The following is an 18,464-nucleotide window of genomic DNA, read 5'->3' on the forward strand; positions in this document are numbered from 1 at the left end:
TTATTAAGAGCTGGATTTGTGTCTGTGCACACTTGGCACAAATCTTATATGTGAAATATATCATATTTCACATTACGCACAAAAAATGTGTGCAGGAATGAGGTTAATATGAAGAAACGAACAAGAAGAAGCATAGGAAGCGTCATATTGGCAGTCACATTGATTGTTTCAATGTTTTTTGGCTGCTTCACACAGAAAAAATATTGTGCAGCCAAAGATTATACGAACGGTGGCTGTGTGCAATGGGTTAAGGACAGAGCCCAGAGTGTGCTTGGAATAACACTTCCGGCAACAGGAATGAACGAATTTGGTCTTTACGGTGCAAACAATTATTGGCGTACATTAAATTATGACAAGGGAAGTGAGCCGGCAAAATATGCTTTGGCGGTATGGAAGTACAATAACGCAGGTGCAAATAGTACCTACGGAAAGTACGGTCATGTTGCTTTTGTCGAGAATGTTTCAGGTGACAATGTAACAGTTACGGAGGGAGGATGTGCAGGATACAGTTTTGAGGGAAACACCGGTGTTATCAACAGAACCGTATCGAAAGCAAAGATGCAGACTTTGGGCGGCTGCTCAGGATTTTATGGATATATTTACCTTGTCGGAGGAGGAGGAACTCAGACAGCGTCAGTGTCGTATTCACAGCTTAATACTACATTTGTAGACACATGGAATGCAGGGCTTCACGGAAGAATTGAAAATCCTGACCGTGCAACTATATCACAGGTTGGTGTATGGATATGGGACAGTGCCGGAAATCTGGTTGTAGACCACAAGGAAGATTGCGGTTTGAAAACTTCTTATGTTGAACAAAATCTGAATATAGTGAGCGAAGCAAAAGCGGATGGCTTAAGACAGGGTGAGACATATACTTACCAGATGTATGCCGTTGCCAATGGAACAACATATAAGAGTGGAAGTGACAAGTTTACGATAGTGGACGAGCAAGGGCCTGTTATAAGTGATGTAAAAATATCTGATGTAACGAGTGAAGGATATACGGTATCATGCAAAGTTACTGATAATTACATGGTAGACAGAGTGCAGTTCCCTACATGGACAGAAGCAGGCGGACAGGATGACATAGCATCAGACTGGGGAACAAATGCGGCTGTAACAGGTACAAAAGATGGTGATATTTATACATATAAAGTAAAGATTTCAGACCATAATAATGAAACAGGTTCATATACAACTCACATATATGCGTACGACAAATACGGTAACAGTTCTTCGTATAAGGATTCAGTGAAAGCGAAAGTACCTGAAGAGGCAGAATATACAGCGACACCTAAGCCGACAGCTACGGTAATTCCTGGCAAAGAACCATCTTCAGATGAAATGCAAAGTCCAAGTGCAACACCGGGTGTAAGTGCGACGCCAAGTAAAGCGCCATCAACTACAGTGACGGCGACACCAACTACAGAGCCGACAGATAAGCCTTATGTAGAACCGACAGAGACAGAAGAACCTGACAATGAACAAATGAACACCGTAATAAGTGCAGTGTCTTCTTATACAAAATATTTAGATTTTGGAAGTTTTGAACTCGGAATAGAAACTGACAGTGACGGTTCTGTTACATATCAGAGTTCAAATTCGGGTGTGGCAAAAGTATCGGCATACGGAGATGTTACTTTAACAGGCTGTGGAGTGACAGTTATAACGGTAAAAGTAGCGGCAACTCAAAATTATAAAGCGGCAACAAAGAAGATAACAATAAAAGTTTTGCCGGCAAGTGTCAAAAACTTCAAGGTAAAAGCTGCATCAAAAGGTAAAATAAAATGTACATGGAAAAAGACATCTGCAGGCAATACAACTTGCCAGATTCAGTATTCGTTGAATAAACTGTTTAAAAACGCAAAAACATTTTCAGGAAAATCATCACTAAAGAGTAGAAGATATACGGGAAAAGGCTTGAAGAAAGGCAAATATTATTATTTCCGTATAAAAGCCGTAGCAAAAACAGGCGGAAAGAGTTATTCAGGAAAATGGAGCAGAATCATAAAGGTTAAGGTAAAGTAAGTACCGTAGCATCAACTCTATAATTAAATTATTAAAAAAGTATAAAATTTTTGGAGGGAAATTGGACTTTTCACCAAAATAAGGCAAAAAAAGCGGTATTTTTGCGGAGAAAAGCCGTCAAAAGCCCTAAAAATGGGGATAAATTGGCTGAAAAAAACGGAAACAGCTTTTCGACATGGGTATGTTAGGATGGGGAATGTAAAGATACAAGCAGAAAAAACGGAGCTGCACGCTGACAATTTTTGTGTATCAATGCAGCGGCTCCACAAGATTTGTGACTGAGCACACCGGACACAATCTTGTAAAGCAAAAAAGTGTGCAGAAAAGAGGTTTATTATGATTAAAAAGAAAAAAATGAAAGTTGTACTTGCAGCATTTGCAGGAGTGATGCTTTTTGGAGGACTTGCGTTTTCACCGAACAAGTCGCAGGCGGCGAAAAAAGTAAAAGTTAGTAAAGTCGTAGCAGATGCGGATGCAAAAAAGGGAATACTCACAAAGAAAAATAGGAGATGAGACATTTATAAATGCAAAAATAGGAAATGTTAAGCTGCCAAAATCACTTAAGTCTATCGGGAAATATGCATTTGCTTTTTCAAGCATTAAGTCAATAACGATTCCTAATACTGTAAATACAGTAGGATATAGAGCATTTCATTATTGCGAAAAACTTAAGCAGGTAAAATTGCCAAATAAATTGAAAAAATTAAAAGAAGATACATTTGCCGGATGTCATTCATTATCTGCTATAACAATTCCAAATACAGTTACGGAAATAGGAGATGGCTGCTTTAGGGGAAGTGTTATAACAGATATAACAGTTCCTAAAAGTGTAAAAAGTATAGGAGGCGATTGCTTTCAGGCTTGTAAAAAACTAAAAAGCATAAAATTACCAAATAAAATAAAGAAATTAAATAGCTATACATTTTCTGGTTGTGATTCATTAACATCTATAACAATTCCTAACAGTGTAAAAAGTATAGGAGAATCTTGCTTTTCAAGTTGCGAAGCACTTACAGATATAACAATCCCGGACAGTGTAACAAGTATAGCAAAGGGGTGTTTTGATTTTTGCAATAAACTTAAAAGTATAAAATTACCATCGGGATTAAAAAAGTTAAATGATGAAACCTTTAGCTGGTGCAGTTCATTAACAGATATAACAATTCCGGATGGAGTGACAAGTATAGGAGAGAGATGCTTTTCTGGTTGCAGCAGTCTTGAAAGCATAACAATACCTGATGGCTTAACATATGTCGGACATGAGTTTGAAAATAGTAAAAAGAATGCCGGAGATGCCTTTGATAACAATACCAAAATTATATGGAGAGGAAAAACTTATAATGATTTTTTTGATTTCTTTTATGATGTTGGATGTTGAGTTCAATAATCCGTCTGTTTAAGATGTGTATAGTTTTAAAAAGTAACTTAAAAAGTTTAAACACGATGTACTCTCGAAATGACTTGATTTGAGAAGATACAGAGAGTACATCACAATAAAAAAGGAGGAAAAGTAACATGAACAATATTAAAAATATGAAGAACGGTAAGAAAAAAATTGCATTAATTTTAGCATTTGTATTGATGGCATCGGTGGTAGCAGTTCCGGTTCCAAAAACATCAGCAGAAAGCGTAAATATATGGCAGGTAAATGGTAAATTCACTTTAAGCAAAAAGAAACTTGTGACTTATTGTGCATTATATAGTGCGGCAAGCGAAATGAAGAAGAAAAAGAGGACATTCAAAATTACACCTTCAACAAAGTTTATTCATGTTAAAAATTATAAGAAGAAGAAAGTCAAAAAATCAGAGATTGGCAAATACATAAAAAAGATTAAAAAAGCACCGTATTTTCAATTTAAATTTAAGAAAGGAACAGCAACAGAAATTTATTATTATGAGGAATAGAAAAGTTGTGCCTTAAATTTCTTGGAACTGGTAAATGTATTAAACAAAATATTCAGTACAAATGAAAAACTAATACTATTATAGAAGTAGCAGAGTGGATTGTAAGTATCTGCCTGACTGTGGATAAAAATACTATGTATAAATATTGATTAACAGAAAAGATGAGGCTGTTGCACGAGATGTTATTCATACAATATGCAGATAAAAGTTTTTATTATTTGTATATTGTATAGATTAAACTTAATGTGACAGTCTTATTTTTTGTCAAAAAACGGAAACTGCTTTTTGACATGGGTGTGTTATGGTGGAAATATACCTGATATTATGAAAAAATACTGTGAAATAAGTACCGTAATATTAACTCTGTAATTTAATTATTAAAAAAGTATAAATTTTTTGGTAAAAAAAGGATTTAAAAAGAAAATGAAGCTCAAAAAGCCCTATTTTAGGCTCAAAAATCGTTAAAAGTCCCCAAAATAGGGACAAATTGGCTAAAAAAAACGGAAACCGATTTTTGACATGGGTATGTTATGGTAATAAAAACTAAAAGATTTATACAAGGAGGATGAAGATATGGAGTACAAAAATATGTCAAATGCAGAACTGGACAATCTTGTATATAAAGAAAAAAACTATGAAGCCATGTGTGAACTTGGAAGAAGATTGTTGTATGGTCTGGATGGCAGAGAAAAAAAGCCGGGAGAAGCACGAAAGTATTTTAATAAAGCTGCTAAAAAAGGCTGTCTGGAGGGATACCGCTATATCGGTGATATGTATAAGGAGGGAATTTATTTTGCACGGAGTGACAAAATGGCTGAAAAATATTATCAGCTTGCTCAAGGAATTGTACCAACAACTTCGATTGAACCTGCACCACCGATTAATCCAACACCCCCGGTTGCACCAACACCCCCGGTTACGCCGACACCTTCGGTTGCACCAACGCCTCCTCTGCCTGCAAATAATGTGCAAAAACCGACAACTGCAGGTAGTTCAAACAGCACGAATATGGGAAGTGGTGGAAACATCTGGAACAATAATGTTGGCACACCGTTTGTAAATGCAAAAGATATGATATTTGACAAGCTGAACAATATCAGGTCTGTATATGGCAGTGGTGATTATGCAGGTGCGGAAGCATTATGTAATGATATTTTAATTGATGTTGAGCAGAAGGTGTCAAACGGAGAGATAAGTGCCTTTGAGGGTGATGGAATACTTGTTGAAGCATTATGGATATTGGCAAACATATCATTTAAAAAGCAGGATTATCAGTCGATGGAGGCATATTTGAATTCCAATCAGGTTTTGCAGACATATCCTTACGGATATTATCTTATGGCAGTGAGTCACAGGATAATGGGATTGCCCGGAAATGTTATGAATCAGGATATGTCAATCCTTATGAATGTGAAAGATGTGGGCAGGCTGTCAGTAGAGGAGCGTGGAGATGTATGTATCATGCTGGCGGATTTAGCGTCTGACGGTTTCAAAGCAAATAAGAAGCTTAAAAAGTCAGAGATTAAAGAACTGTATCGCATAGGAATGGACAGCGGAAATGAATATGCAAGGGATAAATATATACAGATGAAATAAAAATGAAGTAAGAAAACATTTTAAATATTTGATTTACGGAGGATTACTTATGCAGTACATGGGAAATTCGGGGAACATCTATAATGTTGTGGACAAGCGTATTGCACATGGTGGAGAGGGAGACATAAAAGAAATAATAGGGATGCCGTCACAGGTTGCAAAGATTTTTAAAGAAAAGTTCAGGACGGCTGAGCGTCAGGAGAAGTTAAGCGTAATGATTAAAAAGAAGCTTTCGCCTGAACAGCTTGAAATGATAGCATGGCCTCAGGATGTGATTTATGACAGCACAGGTTTTGTCGGATATATAATGCCAAAGATTGAAAATAAAAAATCGTTGACAATATTGTATTCTGAAAAGAAATATGATTTGCAGGACAGACTTCTGGCTGCCACAAATCTTTGTGCGGCGATTGATATGGTACATGAAATGGGCAGTATATGTGGAGATTTAAATCCGCAGAATATATGTGTAAATCTTGACAAAAATGACAGTACCAATGAATTTAAGATAAGTCTTGTAGATGTAGATTCATATCATTATGAGACACCGGAAAAGACTTACAGATGCGAGGTGGGACTGCCGGAGTATATTGCACCGGAAATGCAGAAAAAACTGGCACAGGGATATAGCATTATAGATGCACCGCTTCCTACATATACAAGGGAAACTGACCTGTTTGCGTTGGCTGTGCATATATTTTGTCTGTTGATGGAGGGATGCCATCCGTTTGCCTGTGCAAAAGATTTTGGAGAAGAACAGGAGTATAACATAGGCAGGATGACTTCTGAAAATATACCGTCAGTGGTAGCACCTCAGCCGATTGAAAATATCAGGGACGGATTTTTTCCGTTTTATGAAAAAAGAAAAGGAATAACGACACCGATATATGCTCCGGGTTTTGAGGCTTTACCTCAGAGTTTGCAGGAACTGTTTAAGAGAACTTTTGTGGATGGCTATCAAAATCCTGAAAAGAGGGTCAGTGCAGGCGAGTGGTATGAAGCGTTATACGAAGTGAGAGAAAATATCACGAAATGTCAGGCAGGGCATTATTATTTCAATCATTTAAGTGAATGTCCGTTTTGTATGCCTGCCGACTTTGATAATCCACCGGGAGAAGTGCCGGAGTCAGATGATTTAGGAGGATTGCCGGATAATACGCCGGAGTCAGATGATTTTGAAGAGACATCATATAATATACCTTATTTTGACAAAAATAAATATAGTTATGTGAAAGACCCTAAAGTTCAAGCAAAAATGATTTTTGCTATAATAATATTTGTCAGCATTATAGCTTGGGGGATTATTACCAGAAATGACATTTTGGATGATACTAATAACGGTAATACTGCACCGAGTATGGAAACTGTCGGTGATCTAAGTAACATTACCTATAAACAGGCTGTTTCGTATGCAAAAGAGAACTATAAGATTGCTGCATATGATACTGCACTGGAATGGTGTGATTTTGCTATTCAGAAAGAAACTAAAAAGGCATCGGCTTATCTCGTTAAAGCAAAGGTATTATACAGACAGGAATATTATGATGAGTCAAAAACTATTGTCAATTGGGCTTTAAACTATACTGAATGTAGTGAAAATGTGAAACAACAATTTTTAGATTTATCTGAAAAAATAGATAAAAAAGGTCAATAAAAGGAGGACTAAAGACATGAAGAAACAATTAACAAGGAAAGAATTATTTGACAGTATCGTTGCACCGAGTGAACAGCATCTGGCTTGTGTATTATTGCTGGACAGTTCGTATTCTATGATAGGAGACAGGATAGACAGTCTCAACGCGGCAATAAAAAGATTTAAAAGAAATGTTATGACAGATGAGATAGCAAGAAAGCGTGTTGAGATAGCAATCGTAACATTTAATTCGGAAGTTGAGGTGATAAGTGATTTTGTTCCTATTGAGAGAATGCCTACACCTGAGATAAGAGCAACGGGAAATACGGATATGGCAGGAGGAATAAATAAGGCAATAGAACTTGTCAAACAAAGAACAAGGGAATATCAGTGTTTGGGAACATCATTCCATAAACCGTGGATATTTATGATAACAGATGGAGTGTCAAATTCTCCGATAGATGAAATGCTTCAGGCAACAAGAAATATCCATTTTGAACATAAACAGGGCTGTGGTTTAAAATTCTGGGTTTTAGGCGTTGCAGATTATGATGTTGACGGTATGTATCAGCTTACTGATGAAGTGGTGGAACTTCAGAATGAAGATTTTACTGCCGTGTTTGACTGGCTGAGCGAAAGCATGGTATCAGTGTCAAAAACTTCTATTTTCGAGGATGCCGGGCTTAAATATGATGATATGCCTGATGGTGTTATAAAAAAAGAAGAATATTAAGAATGATAGGAGAGGGAATGTATGATAACATATGGTTTTTCAGTACAGGGAAAGTCACATATTAAAAATAATACTGTTTGTCAGGATTTTAATAAATTTGGGCAGTTGAAATCAGGTGTTTATATAGGCATTGTCGCGGATGGTGTCGGAAGTGCGAGATATTCTGATATTGGTTCAAAAATGGCTGTGGAAAGTTTGTATCATTATTGTGATTTTAACATAAAGAGAAATATGTCTGATGAGGATATAGAAGATGCTTTAGAGGATGGATATTCATATGCATTTGATGAGATTGAACGGTATGTTCATAAAAATAATGGTGCAATACAGGATTATGATACTACATTGTCGGCAGTGATATATGACTGTAAAAATATATTTTACGGTCATGCCGGTGATGGTGGAATAATAGTCAGATTTAAAAACGGTAGTACAAAAATGATAACCAAAAGACAAAAGGGACCGGATGGAATATCAGTGAGACCGCTCCGTTCCGGAAGAATGTCATGGGAATTTGGAAAAATTGTTGAGCCGTCAGTTGGAATCTTACTTGCAACTGACGGAATGTTGGACGGAGTTTTGCAGCCATCGCTTATAAATATTCCTGCTAACAGACGAGAAATGTATGAGAATGACGGAAAAAAAGAAAATGTTTACATAACAGCAACGGAATTTTTTATGAATCCATATATGGTCTATAAAAATTCGGGCATAAAACAGCCTGACAGATTTATGAAGCATTTTATTGAGGCTGACTTTAATGAAAGAGACGAAAAAATGATAGAAAGGAGGCTGGCAGATGGATATGGTTCATTGTTTGACAAAAAGGCTGATGTAAGAAAAATATGTAATTCAGTGACGGACAGGCTTTTTTATCTCTTTATGGCAATGGAAAGAGTCGAGGATGATAAGAGTGTTGTATGTATAATGGATGATGATAAAAAAATCATTCCTCAGAAACCGGAATATTATAAAGAACCTGATTGGGAAGAATTGGCACAAAGATATAAAGATATTTTGTCAGGAACAAGGCGTCCGCCTGTTGTAGAAAATGACCGCAATGGTACGCAGCATCAGAAAAAAACGAAAAATGTTGCAAGTACAAATGCAGTACAGTCAGGTGAGTTGAAAGTTGAAAGAAGTAAGCCTGAAAAAGAAAGAGAACAGAGTAAAAAAAATCACGGAAAAATGCTAAAGGCAGCGGTTATAGTTGAGATGTTGGCAATATTGACTCTGGGAATACTTCTTATAGTAGCCGTATTACATAAAAAAGGTATGGAAAACAAAGAAAATACGGCAGAAAAAAAGGCAATCGAAGTACAAACTGCAAAACCTGAGCTTGAGATTGACATTGAGAAAAAAGCAGATGAGTTCATGTGGATATTGTTAAAAACAAATTTTGGGAGAGCATCTGAAAAACAAAAAGAAAGGTTTTTGAAGTTATACAAAGATTGTGAACTGGATGCTATATTTGAATTGAAAAAAAAGGAGTATGGTGATTTAAATAAAAATGTTGCGAAAGTCAAAAAGAAATCAGCAAATACTTCAGGTGCAGCCGTCACTGACGGAAATGAAAATATTTCGGATGTGCCTGTAGACTTGTTGTGTGACATCGTAGAAGAAATATCTGACAACGGAAAAAACGATGAGTTTTATGAAAAAATAAAGGACAGATATGAAAAATTTGGAGAAAATAAAAAGAATAGACTGCAAAGTAAATTAGAAACATTAAACGAGGACTATTGAAAAGAAAAGGGAGGAACTATATGACAAAGTATTGTATAAAATGCGGCAATCCGTGTCCGGATGATGCGTTATTGTGCCCACGCTGTGGGGAAATGCTGCAAAGAAATGCTGCTCCGGGAAATAATATAAAAAAAGCAAATACTGTTCCGGTTTATCAGAGTGGAGTGGCTGCAAAAAAAATAGGCTTTGAAAAGCGAAAACCGATGATAATGATAGTTGCCGCAGCATTGATAGTTATTATCTTAGGTTACGGTTACTGGTATATTTTCCATAGCTTAAACGGTAGATGGTATGGTATGTATCAGGATGAATATTTTAAATACGATATTGGTTTTCAACTTGTTATTCATGGCAAAAAGGTTGATATGGCAGAATATCGCGATGGTAAACGAAAAGAAATATTTGACGAAGATCAATACGATAATGTTAATATAAAACTTAGAAGTGTAACTAATAATAAAATCAGAATCAGGGCAACGGCTGAAAATATAAAGTATGGACAGGAAAGTGAAGCTTATAATTACTGGTACAGAAGAAGAGGCTTTAAGTTGTACTTATATAATAAAGAGTGCGATTATGATAAAGATGAACCGTGGATTGTATTAAATAGAAAATTATTTTAACACTATCAGGGAAGTAGCAGAGCGGATTGTGAATATCCGCTTGAATAGAAAGGAGATGTGACGGATAATGAAAGTGTGTAGCAATTGTGGAAAACGCTGTGCGGATGCAATGTTTAAATGTCCTCAATGTGGTGCCATGTTAAATGAAAATAATCAGACTGTATCATATGTGCCACCTGCTGTTAATTACAATACATATAATATTAAAAAGAAAAAAACAGGTAAACACATAATTATCCTGGTATGTGTACTGTTTGTGTTTGCTGTGGCAGGGAGAATGGGATATGATTACTTGATACAGAATGTTTTTGTTAAAGCAATAGACAGTGAAAAGATAAAAACAGATGTACCCGGTTATGACCCTAATTTGCAAATGAAAAACATGAAGATTAAAGATGTAAAGATAAATTCAGAGAAAGAAATTGATTCGGAACACAAAAAGTTAGAAGTCAGTATTACATCAGAAGCAAAAACAGTTCGTTATAAATCGGAGTATGAGTTGCTCTATGTTAAAGCATATTCTAAAAATGACAGTTGGAAAATGAAAGACTGTGAAGTAAAAAAGGCAGTTTATTCGATTAAAAAGAAACCGACAGCAAAAAGAATTAAAAGTGATATTAAAAACAGGGATAATAATTCATCACTGAGTTCATTACAATTAGACGAGGGAAGCATTTCCGGTGTTAAGATTAAGACTATAAAGAAATCTGTTGACTTGTTAAAAGAAAGCCCAGATTCGGATTATAATGATTTTTACGATGATTATGTGGATAGTATTAATAATACTGATGGAAAAATATCTGTTGAAAGTACGGTAAATGCAAAAAAAACAGATGGCTGTGCAGTATATAATTGTGTAATAAAAATTAATTATATCGTGGATTTTGCAAATGATAGGTGGATAAGTTATGGAAGTTCGGAGGATATAGCGAATGTAAAATGGAATATAAAGGGCAAATGGTCTGTCGATAATGATGAACTTGCAGGCTGGGTAAAAATATATCAGGTTAAAGATGACAGGATTCAACTTGAATACCATTTTGAGTATGATTCGGATTGGGATTATGATTTTGACACAGATACATATAAAAAGATCATAGAGAAATCTTCGGGAAAGGTATGGGTGAAAGCAGAGCAGAATATCGCCCTTAATGGTTCTAGTATTTATATAGAACCTGATAATTGCGAATATGCGATTAGAGTGTTTTCATCAGATACAGATAATTCAAAAGGAAGTATAACTTATAAAGAACAGGAATTAGTAAAAGAATAGTGTCATAAAATGACCGGTATATGGGAAAATCTTGAAAAACAGGCTATTTGCTGTAAAGCAGATAGCCTGTTAATTTAAAATGGCATGATAGGATATTGACAAAATTCTATCATAAGTATATAATGATGATGGAAAAAGATGAAAAGTCAATCATATTAATGAGAGGAGATGTATATATTGGGTATTACACTAAAAGATATTGATTCGTATTTGACTGAGGTGAAAAATGCGATTAGAAAAAACAGATATAGAATTGAAATGAATTCCCGGCGGCAGGATAATAGGGAGCTTTTTCTTACTTATGTTATTGATGAAGAAATGGCAAAAGATATATTGATGGGATTGACGGCAACAGATTTTTCTGAGAGGTTACAAAATGAACACGAGGGATATGAAGATGAAATGTTGTATGTTTTTGGGAAAGATGTAGAACTTTTGGAAAGGATGGGTAATGAAAGTAAAACAGTGTCCTTATACATAAAATTTAACAAGCTGGATAACTGTTATGTTATTGTTGTATCATTGCATGAACAGAAATATCCGATTAAATATTATTTCAAATAGAAATGTGATAAGGGGGAAATACCATGGCAGAGAAAGAGAGAATCGATTTTTGTACGATATGCAGAAAAGAAACGGAGTATGTGCTGAAAAAAAGAAATATTAAAAAAAATATAAAAGATGTAGAATATATGTTTAATATTACAATTGCAATATGCCGTGAGTGTGGAGAAGAAATGAGTATCCCGGGGCTGATTGATAGAAATATTCAGGAAGTTGATAAACAGTATAGAGACTATGAAAATATTGTTTCGATTAATGATATTGAAAATCTTATGAAAATTTATAAAATTGGGAAAGCCCCATTGTCTCTTGCACTTGGATTTGGTGAAGTAACTATTACGAGATACCTTTCCGGTCAGATACCGTCTAAAGAGTATTCTGATATTATAAGAATGGCATTATCCTCCCCGGATTTTATGCAAAAAAGATTGAATGAAAACAAAGATAAGATTGCATCTGCCGCATATAATAAGGCAATGGAAGCCGCAGTACAGTTGGAAAAGTTATTTTCGGTTTCGGATAAAATGCTTAGGGTGATTTCGTATGTGTTTGAAAAACTTGAAGAAGTAACTCCGTTAATGCTTCAAAAATTACTTTATTTTATTCAGGGAGAATCTTATGCTCTGAATGGGGAACCTATATTTCCTGAAAATTGTCAGGCATGGGTTCATGGACCGGTATATCCCGAAGTATATGATATGTTTAGAAATTTTAAATTTAATCCTATTGAAGATGCACGCTTTGCAATTTTTGAATGTGCAGAGGATGTACTTACCGAGAAAGAACATCATGCTATAGATTTGGTTGTTAATACTTTTGGAGAGTATAGCGGTAAAGTGCTGGAAAGGATTACTCATGAGGAAACTCCCTGGAAACTTGCGAGGAGAGGGTATGCTGACGGGATTCCGGCTAATGAGCAAATCTCTATGGAGAGCATAAAATCATATTATACCGAAAAAAGTGCAGAATATGATTTTTCTACGGAAAAAGGACTGAAAAAGTATATCACCGATATTATTGAATGAAATTCGCTTGCAACATAGACATAAATAGTGTGAGTTTTAGAATTATTAGTGTAAACTTTTAAGTTATATTTTAAATTATCTAAACTCTCCCATACACGAAGTTAATCTATCTCATGTATGGGAGAGTCATTTAACAATTAATCTTTATTCTGTCGGTCAGCCCCTATCATATTTAAACCATCATATTTTTACCATCGCCGCTTTTCTGCCCGTAAATTCACTATAATACCTAAAACCACAATTCTTAAGTATCTCCGGGACTTTTTCAAAGTCATATGCAAGGTGTTTACATTCATGTGCGTCTGAGCCGATGGTGATTATCTCGCCGCCAAGTTCGTGATAGAGTTTTAAAACTTTTTCATGTGGATTTGGGTGTCCGAGTCCGTATTTAAAACCTGCCGTGTTTATCTCTATTCCCTTGCCGTTGGATATAAGTGTTTTTAAGATTTCTTCTATTATTTCCATCGAGTCTTTGAGCAGGCGGTCTATATAGCTGTCATCCACGATGCCTTTTGCTTTTAGCTGTTTCATTTTTGGCGTGTAGCGGATGATGTAATCTATATGTCCGTAGACATCAAAGTCTGCCCCGAGATTTACATTATCTAAAGTTGTCTCATAATATCTTAAGATAGCGTTTTTTTCGTCTGTGCCCTCCCAAAATATATTATAATATGGGTCAATATTATCGACAAGATGGGTTGAGCCGATAACGAAGTCGAACGGATAGTTTTTTGTGAGTGAAAGACATTTATCAAGGCAGTCTTTTTTCAGACCGAGTTCAATGCCTTTGCGGATTTTTATCCTGTCACTGTATTTTTCGCTGAGCTTTTTCATTTCATCAAAGTAAGGCTCTACATCGAGAAGAAATTCAGGTGTGTCGCTTTCTGATGGAAAGTTATAATCCATATGGTCTGTAAAGCAGATGGATGTAAATCCTTTGTCTATGGCAGTTTTTAGCATTTCTTCCATTGGTGTGTCGCTGTCTGTTGAAAAATAGGTGTGCACATGATTGTCAGAATGAATAATATCATGATTAAATTTTTCATTTGACAAATTTGCATCCGGTCCTGAAATAGCAGATTTATTATCTGAAAACATTATTCTGTCACCTCCTGTATGCCTGTTATGTCAGTGCTTATCGTCATGGAATAGTTTGTGTAGTAAACAACAAATCCGGGTTTGCTGCCGTTTGGTTTTTTGATGTGTTTTTTCTGGATATAGTCAATCTCAGCTTTGCCCTGTTCGCATGCTTTTGAGTAATGTGCGGCGAGTCTTGCAGCTTCTTCAAATGTGCGGTCGGGAAGTTCTTTGCCCTCTGTTTTTACAATTACATGGGAGCCGGCACTTGCTTTTGCATGGAACCACCAGTCATTTCCTGTCGCAACCTTAAATGTGAGGTCATCGTTTTGGTAGTTATTTTTTCCTACATACATATCAAAGCCGTCTGATGATATATAGTGGAGAGGTTTGCTTTTTCCGGTATTTTTACTGCCCTTATTTTTTTCATGATGTTTCTTGATATAACCACAGTCTGACAGTTCACGCTTTATTGCGGTGAGGTCAGAGTCCTGTCTTGCAATATCAAGTGAGTTGCTTATTGATTCTAAATGTTCGATTTCTTCTTTTGTCTCTGCTATCTGAATGTTTAATGCCTCAAATGTTCTTTTGAGTTTTGCGTATTTGTCAAAATATTTTTTGGCATTGTCTACGGCAGATTTTGTTTCATCGAGCGGTATTGTTATCTCTTTGCCTGTATAATAATTTTCACAGGTGAGCTTTTTTTCGCCGCCTTTTAATTCGTAGCCGTAAGTTGTGAGAAGCTCGCCATACACCTTATATTTATCACGCTTTTCAGTGTCTTTAAGCTGCTTTGTCTGGAGGTCATATTTTTTATAATTTCTCTCCAAAAGAGTATTTGTTATCTTTCTAAGGTCAGCGGATTTCTGGTTTATCCTGCTCATCACTTCTTTTGTTGCATAATAATCAAAAAGCATACTGCTTACAGTGTCACAGCTTTTTATCTTGTATGTGTCATCCTTTTCATACATTGAGAGTTCAAGGCTTGTAAATTCGGCAGGCATACTGTCTTTAAATGCGATAACAGGTGTAAATTTTTTCTCTGATATGTCATTCATCATCTCGGAAAAGTTCCTATATAAATGCAGCTTTTCCATATCACTTAATTCCTGAGTGTTGTTTTTCTCAGAAAGAGATGCTCTGTATATAAGTTCGTTTGCCATAAGCGGACTAAAACCTGTTATTGAGGTATATACCGCTTTTGAGAGAGGGAGTGGCTTTGAGAGTACATTATTTATAAACTCCTCCTCGGTAATCGAAAATGGGTCGTATTTATGCTGTGTGTCGGGAATAAAATATTCTCTGCCCGGAAGTACCTCCCTGACTGAGCTTACAAGAAGTGATATATGTTTTATACTGTCGATTATCTTATTGTTGTCATCACAGAATATGATATTGCTGTGTTTGCCCATCAGTTCGACATACAGAAACTTTTTGCAAAGGTCACCCATTTCATTCAGATGTTCAAGTTCAAATTTTATAACTCTCTCAAGTCCCATCTGTGATACGGAAATAATACCGCAGTTGTTTAAGTGCTTTCTTAGTACCATGCAGAAAGTAGGTGCCGTGAGCGGTGATGTTTTGTTCGTATCGGTGAGATATATAAGCGGAAGACTTGGATTTACCGAAATGGTGAGTCTTTTCGTGCTTCGTACCGTTTTGCCGTTTTCATCCTGCGTACTTCGTTTTATGGTAAGTAAAAGTTCGTCTTTTTCAGGCTGGGCTATCTTTGTGATACGACCGCCTGTAATATTTGTGTCAAGTTCATCAACAAGACTTGATATAACGATTCCGTCAAGTGCCATTTATAATAACCTCATTTCATTATTTTTAGATATGTGTCTGCAAAACCGTTATGGTATATTATGATGCAATAGATAGTAATCCATTGCGTTAGAGGGAAAATATTTTTTGAACCCAATATGATGTAATTAATATAACATGATTAGTTTTGCAATTATCTGTATTTTTATATTTAAGCTATATTTTAAACAAAAACTGCTTATTATTCAAGAAGAAACATGATATAGAAGAAACGGTAACAGTTAGACCGCCGTTACAGGATTATAAAAAATAGCAGTTGTAAATTTTTTCAAATTATGTTACTGTATATTGCGGATTTTTTGGTTGCTTTTGTAGATAGTGGTTCGGGAGTTATAAATATCATATACGGGAAGATGAAAAAGCGATATTAATAAAGAAAAGGTGAAGTATTTTGTTGAGATTTATTTATGTGATAGCAGGTAATTTATATAGAGCATGGATGATTCCAAAGATGGGATATTATTCAAGGCATCCTGAAAAATATTCTGAACAGTTCCGGTATGAATATGACAGGTATGCGATAAATCTTATGAAAAAAACAGGGCGTATAACTACAGAGGGTTTTGGAATGGAAAACCTGCCTAAGGAGGGCGGATATGTCATGTTTTCAAACCATCAGGGTAAGTATGATGCACTTGGAATAATGCATACACATGATAAACCCTGCTCGGTTGTGATGGATGATGCGAGAAGCCATGGTCCTTTAGTCAAACAGTTTATTGACCTCGTCGAGGGGAAAAGACTTAAAATTGACAATTTAAAACAGGCAGCAGGGATAATAAAAGAGGTGACCAGGGAAGTAAAAGAAGGGCGGAAGTTTATTATTTTTCCATCGGGAGGCTATGAGCACCGGAATGGAAACTATGTTGATGAATTTAAACCGGGAGCATTTAAGAGTGCAATGAAAGCTAAGGCTCCAATAGTGCCGGTTGCAATAGTTGATTCATGGAAAGTTTTCGACCTTTGGAGTCTTAGAAAAGTAAAAACAGAAGTTTTTTATCTAAAACCTATGTTGTACGATGAATATAAAGATAAAAAATCTGTTGAGATATCTTCAATTATACACAAAAGGATATGTGCAGCAGTAGAGCTGGCTCAAAATGGTGATTTCTTAGGAGCAGTTCTGCAGTAAAGTGGCAGCAGCCGGATTATTTTACGATATGCCGCACAATGTGTGAATGAGAATGTACCTTATATAATTTATGTCAACTGCTTTTACTGAATTTTCAGTTCTAAGAGGAGTCTGACGGTATAGTTTGTTGTTGATAAAAAGTTTTACATAGCCAATTATGCTGTTTTTTGATATCGGTGCGTCAAGTGTTCTTGGCAGCTTTATCTTGTAGGTGACGGTATCCGAGGAGGACAGCATGAGTTTACATGAATTATCTTTAAGTTTTACATATGTGTATGGGGACTGACCGCCTTTTACGAATATCTTTACATTTTTATTTTCAGGTTTGAAATTTACTTTTGTAAAATTATTGAAACCGTAGTCCATTAGTTTTTTGGTGTCTTTCCACTTGTAAGTTTTGTTTGGCGGCCAGCCGCAGGCGAGAACGGCGGAGATAAGAGTTGTGTTCTTTCTTTTTGCCGCACCGCAGAAACAGTAACCGGCTTTTCCGGTAAATCCTGTTTTTACACCTATGGCACCGTTATATTGCGTCAGAAAAGCATCTTTATTATTGACACTGTATTGTTTAGAACCGCTGATATTGGAAAAACTGTATGAAGGAGTAGTTATTATTTTTCTGAAACCACTGTTTTTTAACGCATAATCTGCTATCAGGCAGAGTTCATATGCAGTGGTATAATGCTTGTCGGAGTCAAGACCGTTAGGAGTTACAAAGTGTGTCTTATTGCATCCGAGTTCAGCGGCTTTTTGGTTCATTAGCTTTGCAAAGCCTTTTACCGAGCCGCCGATATGCTCGGCTATCGCAACAGCGGTATCATTATGTGATTCAAGCATAAGAGAGTAGAGAAGGTCGGCAAGCCTGAACTGTTCACCGGTTTGCATATTGAGTTGTACATCAGGCATTGATGCGGCATATTTTGAAACAGTTACTATATCTTTCGGACTGCCTTTTTCAAGTGCCAGTATGCAGGTCATTATCTTTGTAGTGCTTGCCATCGGAAGTTTTTTGCTGCTGTTTTTTTCATACAATATCTGTTTGCTGTCTTTTTCAATAACGCAGCAGGCGGTTGAGTAAAGTCCTGACGGAGTTTTTGAAAAGCTTTTGATGCCACTTTCAGAAGCGGATATTTTTTTGATAACGCAGTTTGTTGTATCAGAGAGGGGGGTATCCAAGAAATATGTATCGTTAAGAAAATGGCAGGAAGCTTTATATGATGAGATACCAGTAATCAGAAGACTTAGTAAACATATAAATAAACTTATTTTTTTTGGCATATTAAAAAATGTCCTATTATTTTTATA

16 protein-coding genes are annotated in these 18,464 nt (G+C 35.9%); 13 read left to right on the top strand and 3 right to left on the bottom strand.

What is annotated here, in order from left to right; all coding sequences use genetic code 11:
- The first annotated feature begins 108 nt into the window (after positions 1-108).
- From DW721_RS16580 to DW721_RS03110, 12 genes are all read left to right on the top strand, one after another.
- Positions 109-2,031 (top strand): GBS Bsp-like repeat-containing protein, encoded by a 1,923-nt coding sequence (locus DW721_RS16580; protein ID WP_118744747.1) that lies wholly within the window; start codon positions 109-111, stop codon positions 2,029-2,031.
- 336 nt (positions 2,032-2,367) lie between these two features.
- Entirely contained in the window at positions 2,368-2,544 is a 177-nt protein-coding gene (locus tag DW721_RS15980) for a hypothetical protein (RefSeq protein WP_182436180.1), read from the top strand.
- Positions 2,504-3,409, top strand: coding sequence for a leucine-rich repeat domain-containing protein (locus DW721_RS03065; protein WP_182436181.1), 906 nt, complete (start codon positions 2,504-2,506; stop codon positions 3,407-3,409). The genes DW721_RS15980 and DW721_RS03065 overlap by 41 nt, the downstream gene beginning before the upstream one ends.
- 137 nt (positions 3,410-3,546) lie before the next feature.
- A complete protein-coding gene (locus DW721_RS03070; RefSeq protein ID WP_118744749.1) occupies positions 3,547-3,936 on the top strand; it encodes a hypothetical protein in 390 nt (129 codons plus the stop codon).
- 573 nt (positions 3,937-4,509) lie between these two features.
- Positions 4,510-5,532 carry an SEL1-like repeat protein gene (locus tag DW721_RS03075; protein WP_118744750.1) on the top strand — a complete coding sequence of 341 codons (1,023 nt, stop codon included), beginning with the start codon at positions 4,510-4,512 and terminating at the stop codon, positions 5,530-5,532.
- 49 nt (positions 5,533-5,581) lie between these two features.
- Positions 5,582-7,186: a hypothetical protein gene (locus DW721_RS03080; protein ID WP_118744751.1), complete on the top strand. Its 1,605-nt coding sequence runs from the start codon at positions 5,582-5,584 to the stop codon at positions 7,184-7,186.
- A gap of 16 nt (positions 7,187-7,202) precedes the next feature.
- Complete coding sequence (locus tag DW721_RS03085) at positions 7,203-7,898, top strand: VWA domain-containing protein (RefSeq protein WP_118744752.1); 696 nt, start codon at positions 7,203-7,205, stop codon at positions 7,896-7,898.
- Positions 7,899-7,919: 21 nt separating this feature from the next.
- Positions 7,920-9,644 carry a protein phosphatase 2C domain-containing protein gene (locus DW721_RS03090; protein ID WP_118744753.1) on the top strand — a complete coding sequence of 575 codons (1,725 nt, stop codon included), beginning with the start codon at positions 7,920-7,922 and terminating at the stop codon, positions 9,642-9,644.
- Positions 9,645-9,664: 20 nt separating this feature from the next.
- Complete coding sequence (locus DW721_RS03095) at positions 9,665-10,267, top strand: zinc ribbon domain-containing protein (protein WP_118744754.1); 603 nt, start codon at positions 9,665-9,667, stop codon at positions 10,265-10,267.
- Positions 10,268-10,334: 67 nt separating this feature from the next.
- Positions 10,335-11,540, top strand: coding sequence for a hypothetical protein (locus tag DW721_RS03100; protein ID WP_118744755.1), 1,206 nt, complete (start codon positions 10,335-10,337; stop codon positions 11,538-11,540).
- A gap of 168 nt (positions 11,541-11,708) precedes the next feature.
- Positions 11,709-12,104 carry a hypothetical protein gene (locus DW721_RS03105; protein WP_243035928.1) on the top strand — a complete coding sequence of 132 codons (396 nt, stop codon included), beginning with the start codon at positions 11,709-11,711 and terminating at the stop codon, positions 12,102-12,104.
- Between the two features lie 23 nt (positions 12,105-12,127).
- Positions 12,128-13,129, top strand: coding sequence for a type II toxin-antitoxin system antitoxin SocA domain-containing protein (locus DW721_RS03110; protein WP_118744757.1), 1,002 nt, complete (start codon positions 12,128-12,130; stop codon positions 13,127-13,129).
- A gap of 180 nt (positions 13,130-13,309) precedes the next feature.
- Here the strand turns inward: DW721_RS03110 and DW721_RS03115 are convergent, their stop codons facing one another.
- Positions 13,310-14,227 carry a histidinol-phosphatase HisJ family protein gene (locus DW721_RS03115; RefSeq protein WP_118744758.1) on the bottom strand — a complete coding sequence of 306 codons (918 nt, stop codon included), beginning with the start codon at positions 14,225-14,227 and terminating at the stop codon, positions 13,310-13,312.
- Positions 14,227-16,011 carry an NFACT RNA binding domain-containing protein gene (locus tag DW721_RS03120; protein ID WP_118744759.1) on the bottom strand — a complete coding sequence of 595 codons (1,785 nt, stop codon included), beginning with the start codon at positions 16,009-16,011 and terminating at the stop codon, positions 14,227-14,229. The genes DW721_RS03115 and DW721_RS03120 overlap by 1 nt, the downstream gene beginning before the upstream one ends.
- A 410-nt stretch (positions 16,012-16,421) precedes the next feature.
- On the opposite strand from DW721_RS03120, the gene DW721_RS03125 reads away from it, so the two are divergent.
- Positions 16,422-17,162, top strand: coding sequence for a lysophospholipid acyltransferase family protein (locus tag DW721_RS03125; RefSeq protein ID WP_022014792.1), 741 nt, complete (start codon positions 16,422-16,424; stop codon positions 17,160-17,162).
- A 21-nt stretch (positions 17,163-17,183) separates the two neighbouring features.
- On the opposite strand, the gene DW721_RS03130 is transcribed toward DW721_RS03125, so the two are convergent.
- Positions 17,184-18,437, bottom strand: coding sequence for a D-alanyl-D-alanine carboxypeptidase family protein (locus DW721_RS03130; protein ID WP_182436182.1), 1,254 nt, complete (start codon positions 18,435-18,437; stop codon positions 17,184-17,186).
- Positions 18,438-18,464 lie beyond the last annotated feature (27 nt).

Origin of the sequence: Clostridium sp. AM27-31LB (genome assembly GCF_003480745.1) — a bacterium.
Classification (GTDB): domain Bacteria; phylum Bacillota; class Clostridia; order Lachnospirales; family Lachnospiraceae; genus Butyribacter; species Butyribacter intestini.

Coding starts and splice junctions, on each gene's coding strand:
- DW721_RS16580 (WP_118744747.1), top strand. CDS start 109: ATGAAGAAACGAACAAGAAGAAGCATAGGAAGCGTCATATTGGCAGTC.
- DW721_RS15980 (WP_182436180.1), top strand. CDS start 2,368: ATGATTAAAAAGAAAAAAATGAAAGTTGTACTTGCAGCATTTGCAGGA.
- DW721_RS03065 (WP_182436181.1), top strand. CDS start 2,504: ATGCAAAAAAGGGAATACTCACAAAGAAAAATAGGAGATGAGACATTT.
- DW721_RS03070 (WP_118744749.1), top strand. CDS start 3,547: ATGAACAATATTAAAAATATGAAGAACGGTAAGAAAAAAATTGCATTA.
- DW721_RS03075 (WP_118744750.1), top strand. CDS start 4,510: ATGGAGTACAAAAATATGTCAAATGCAGAACTGGACAATCTTGTATAT.
- DW721_RS03080 (WP_118744751.1), top strand. CDS start 5,582: ATGCAGTACATGGGAAATTCGGGGAACATCTATAATGTTGTGGACAAG.
- DW721_RS03085 (WP_118744752.1), top strand. CDS start 7,203: ATGAAGAAACAATTAACAAGGAAAGAATTATTTGACAGTATCGTTGCA.
- DW721_RS03090 (WP_118744753.1), top strand. CDS start 7,920: ATGATAACATATGGTTTTTCAGTACAGGGAAAGTCACATATTAAAAAT.
- DW721_RS03095 (WP_118744754.1), top strand. CDS start 9,665: ATGACAAAGTATTGTATAAAATGCGGCAATCCGTGTCCGGATGATGCG.
- DW721_RS03100 (WP_118744755.1), top strand. CDS start 10,335: ATGAAAGTGTGTAGCAATTGTGGAAAACGCTGTGCGGATGCAATGTTT.
- DW721_RS03105 (WP_243035928.1), top strand. CDS start 11,709: ATGTATATATTGGGTATTACACTAAAAGATATTGATTCGTATTTGACT.
- DW721_RS03110 (WP_118744757.1), top strand. CDS start 12,128: ATGGCAGAGAAAGAGAGAATCGATTTTTGTACGATATGCAGAAAAGAA.
- DW721_RS03115 (WP_118744758.1), bottom strand. CDS start 14,227: ATGTTTTCAGATAATAAATCTGCTATTTCAGGACCGGATGCAAATTTG.
- DW721_RS03120 (WP_118744759.1), bottom strand. CDS start 16,011: ATGGCACTTGACGGAATCGTTATATCAAGTCTTGTTGATGAACTTGAC.
- DW721_RS03130 (WP_182436182.1), bottom strand. CDS start 18,437: ATGCCAAAAAAAATAAGTTTATTTATATGTTTACTAAGTCTTCTGATT.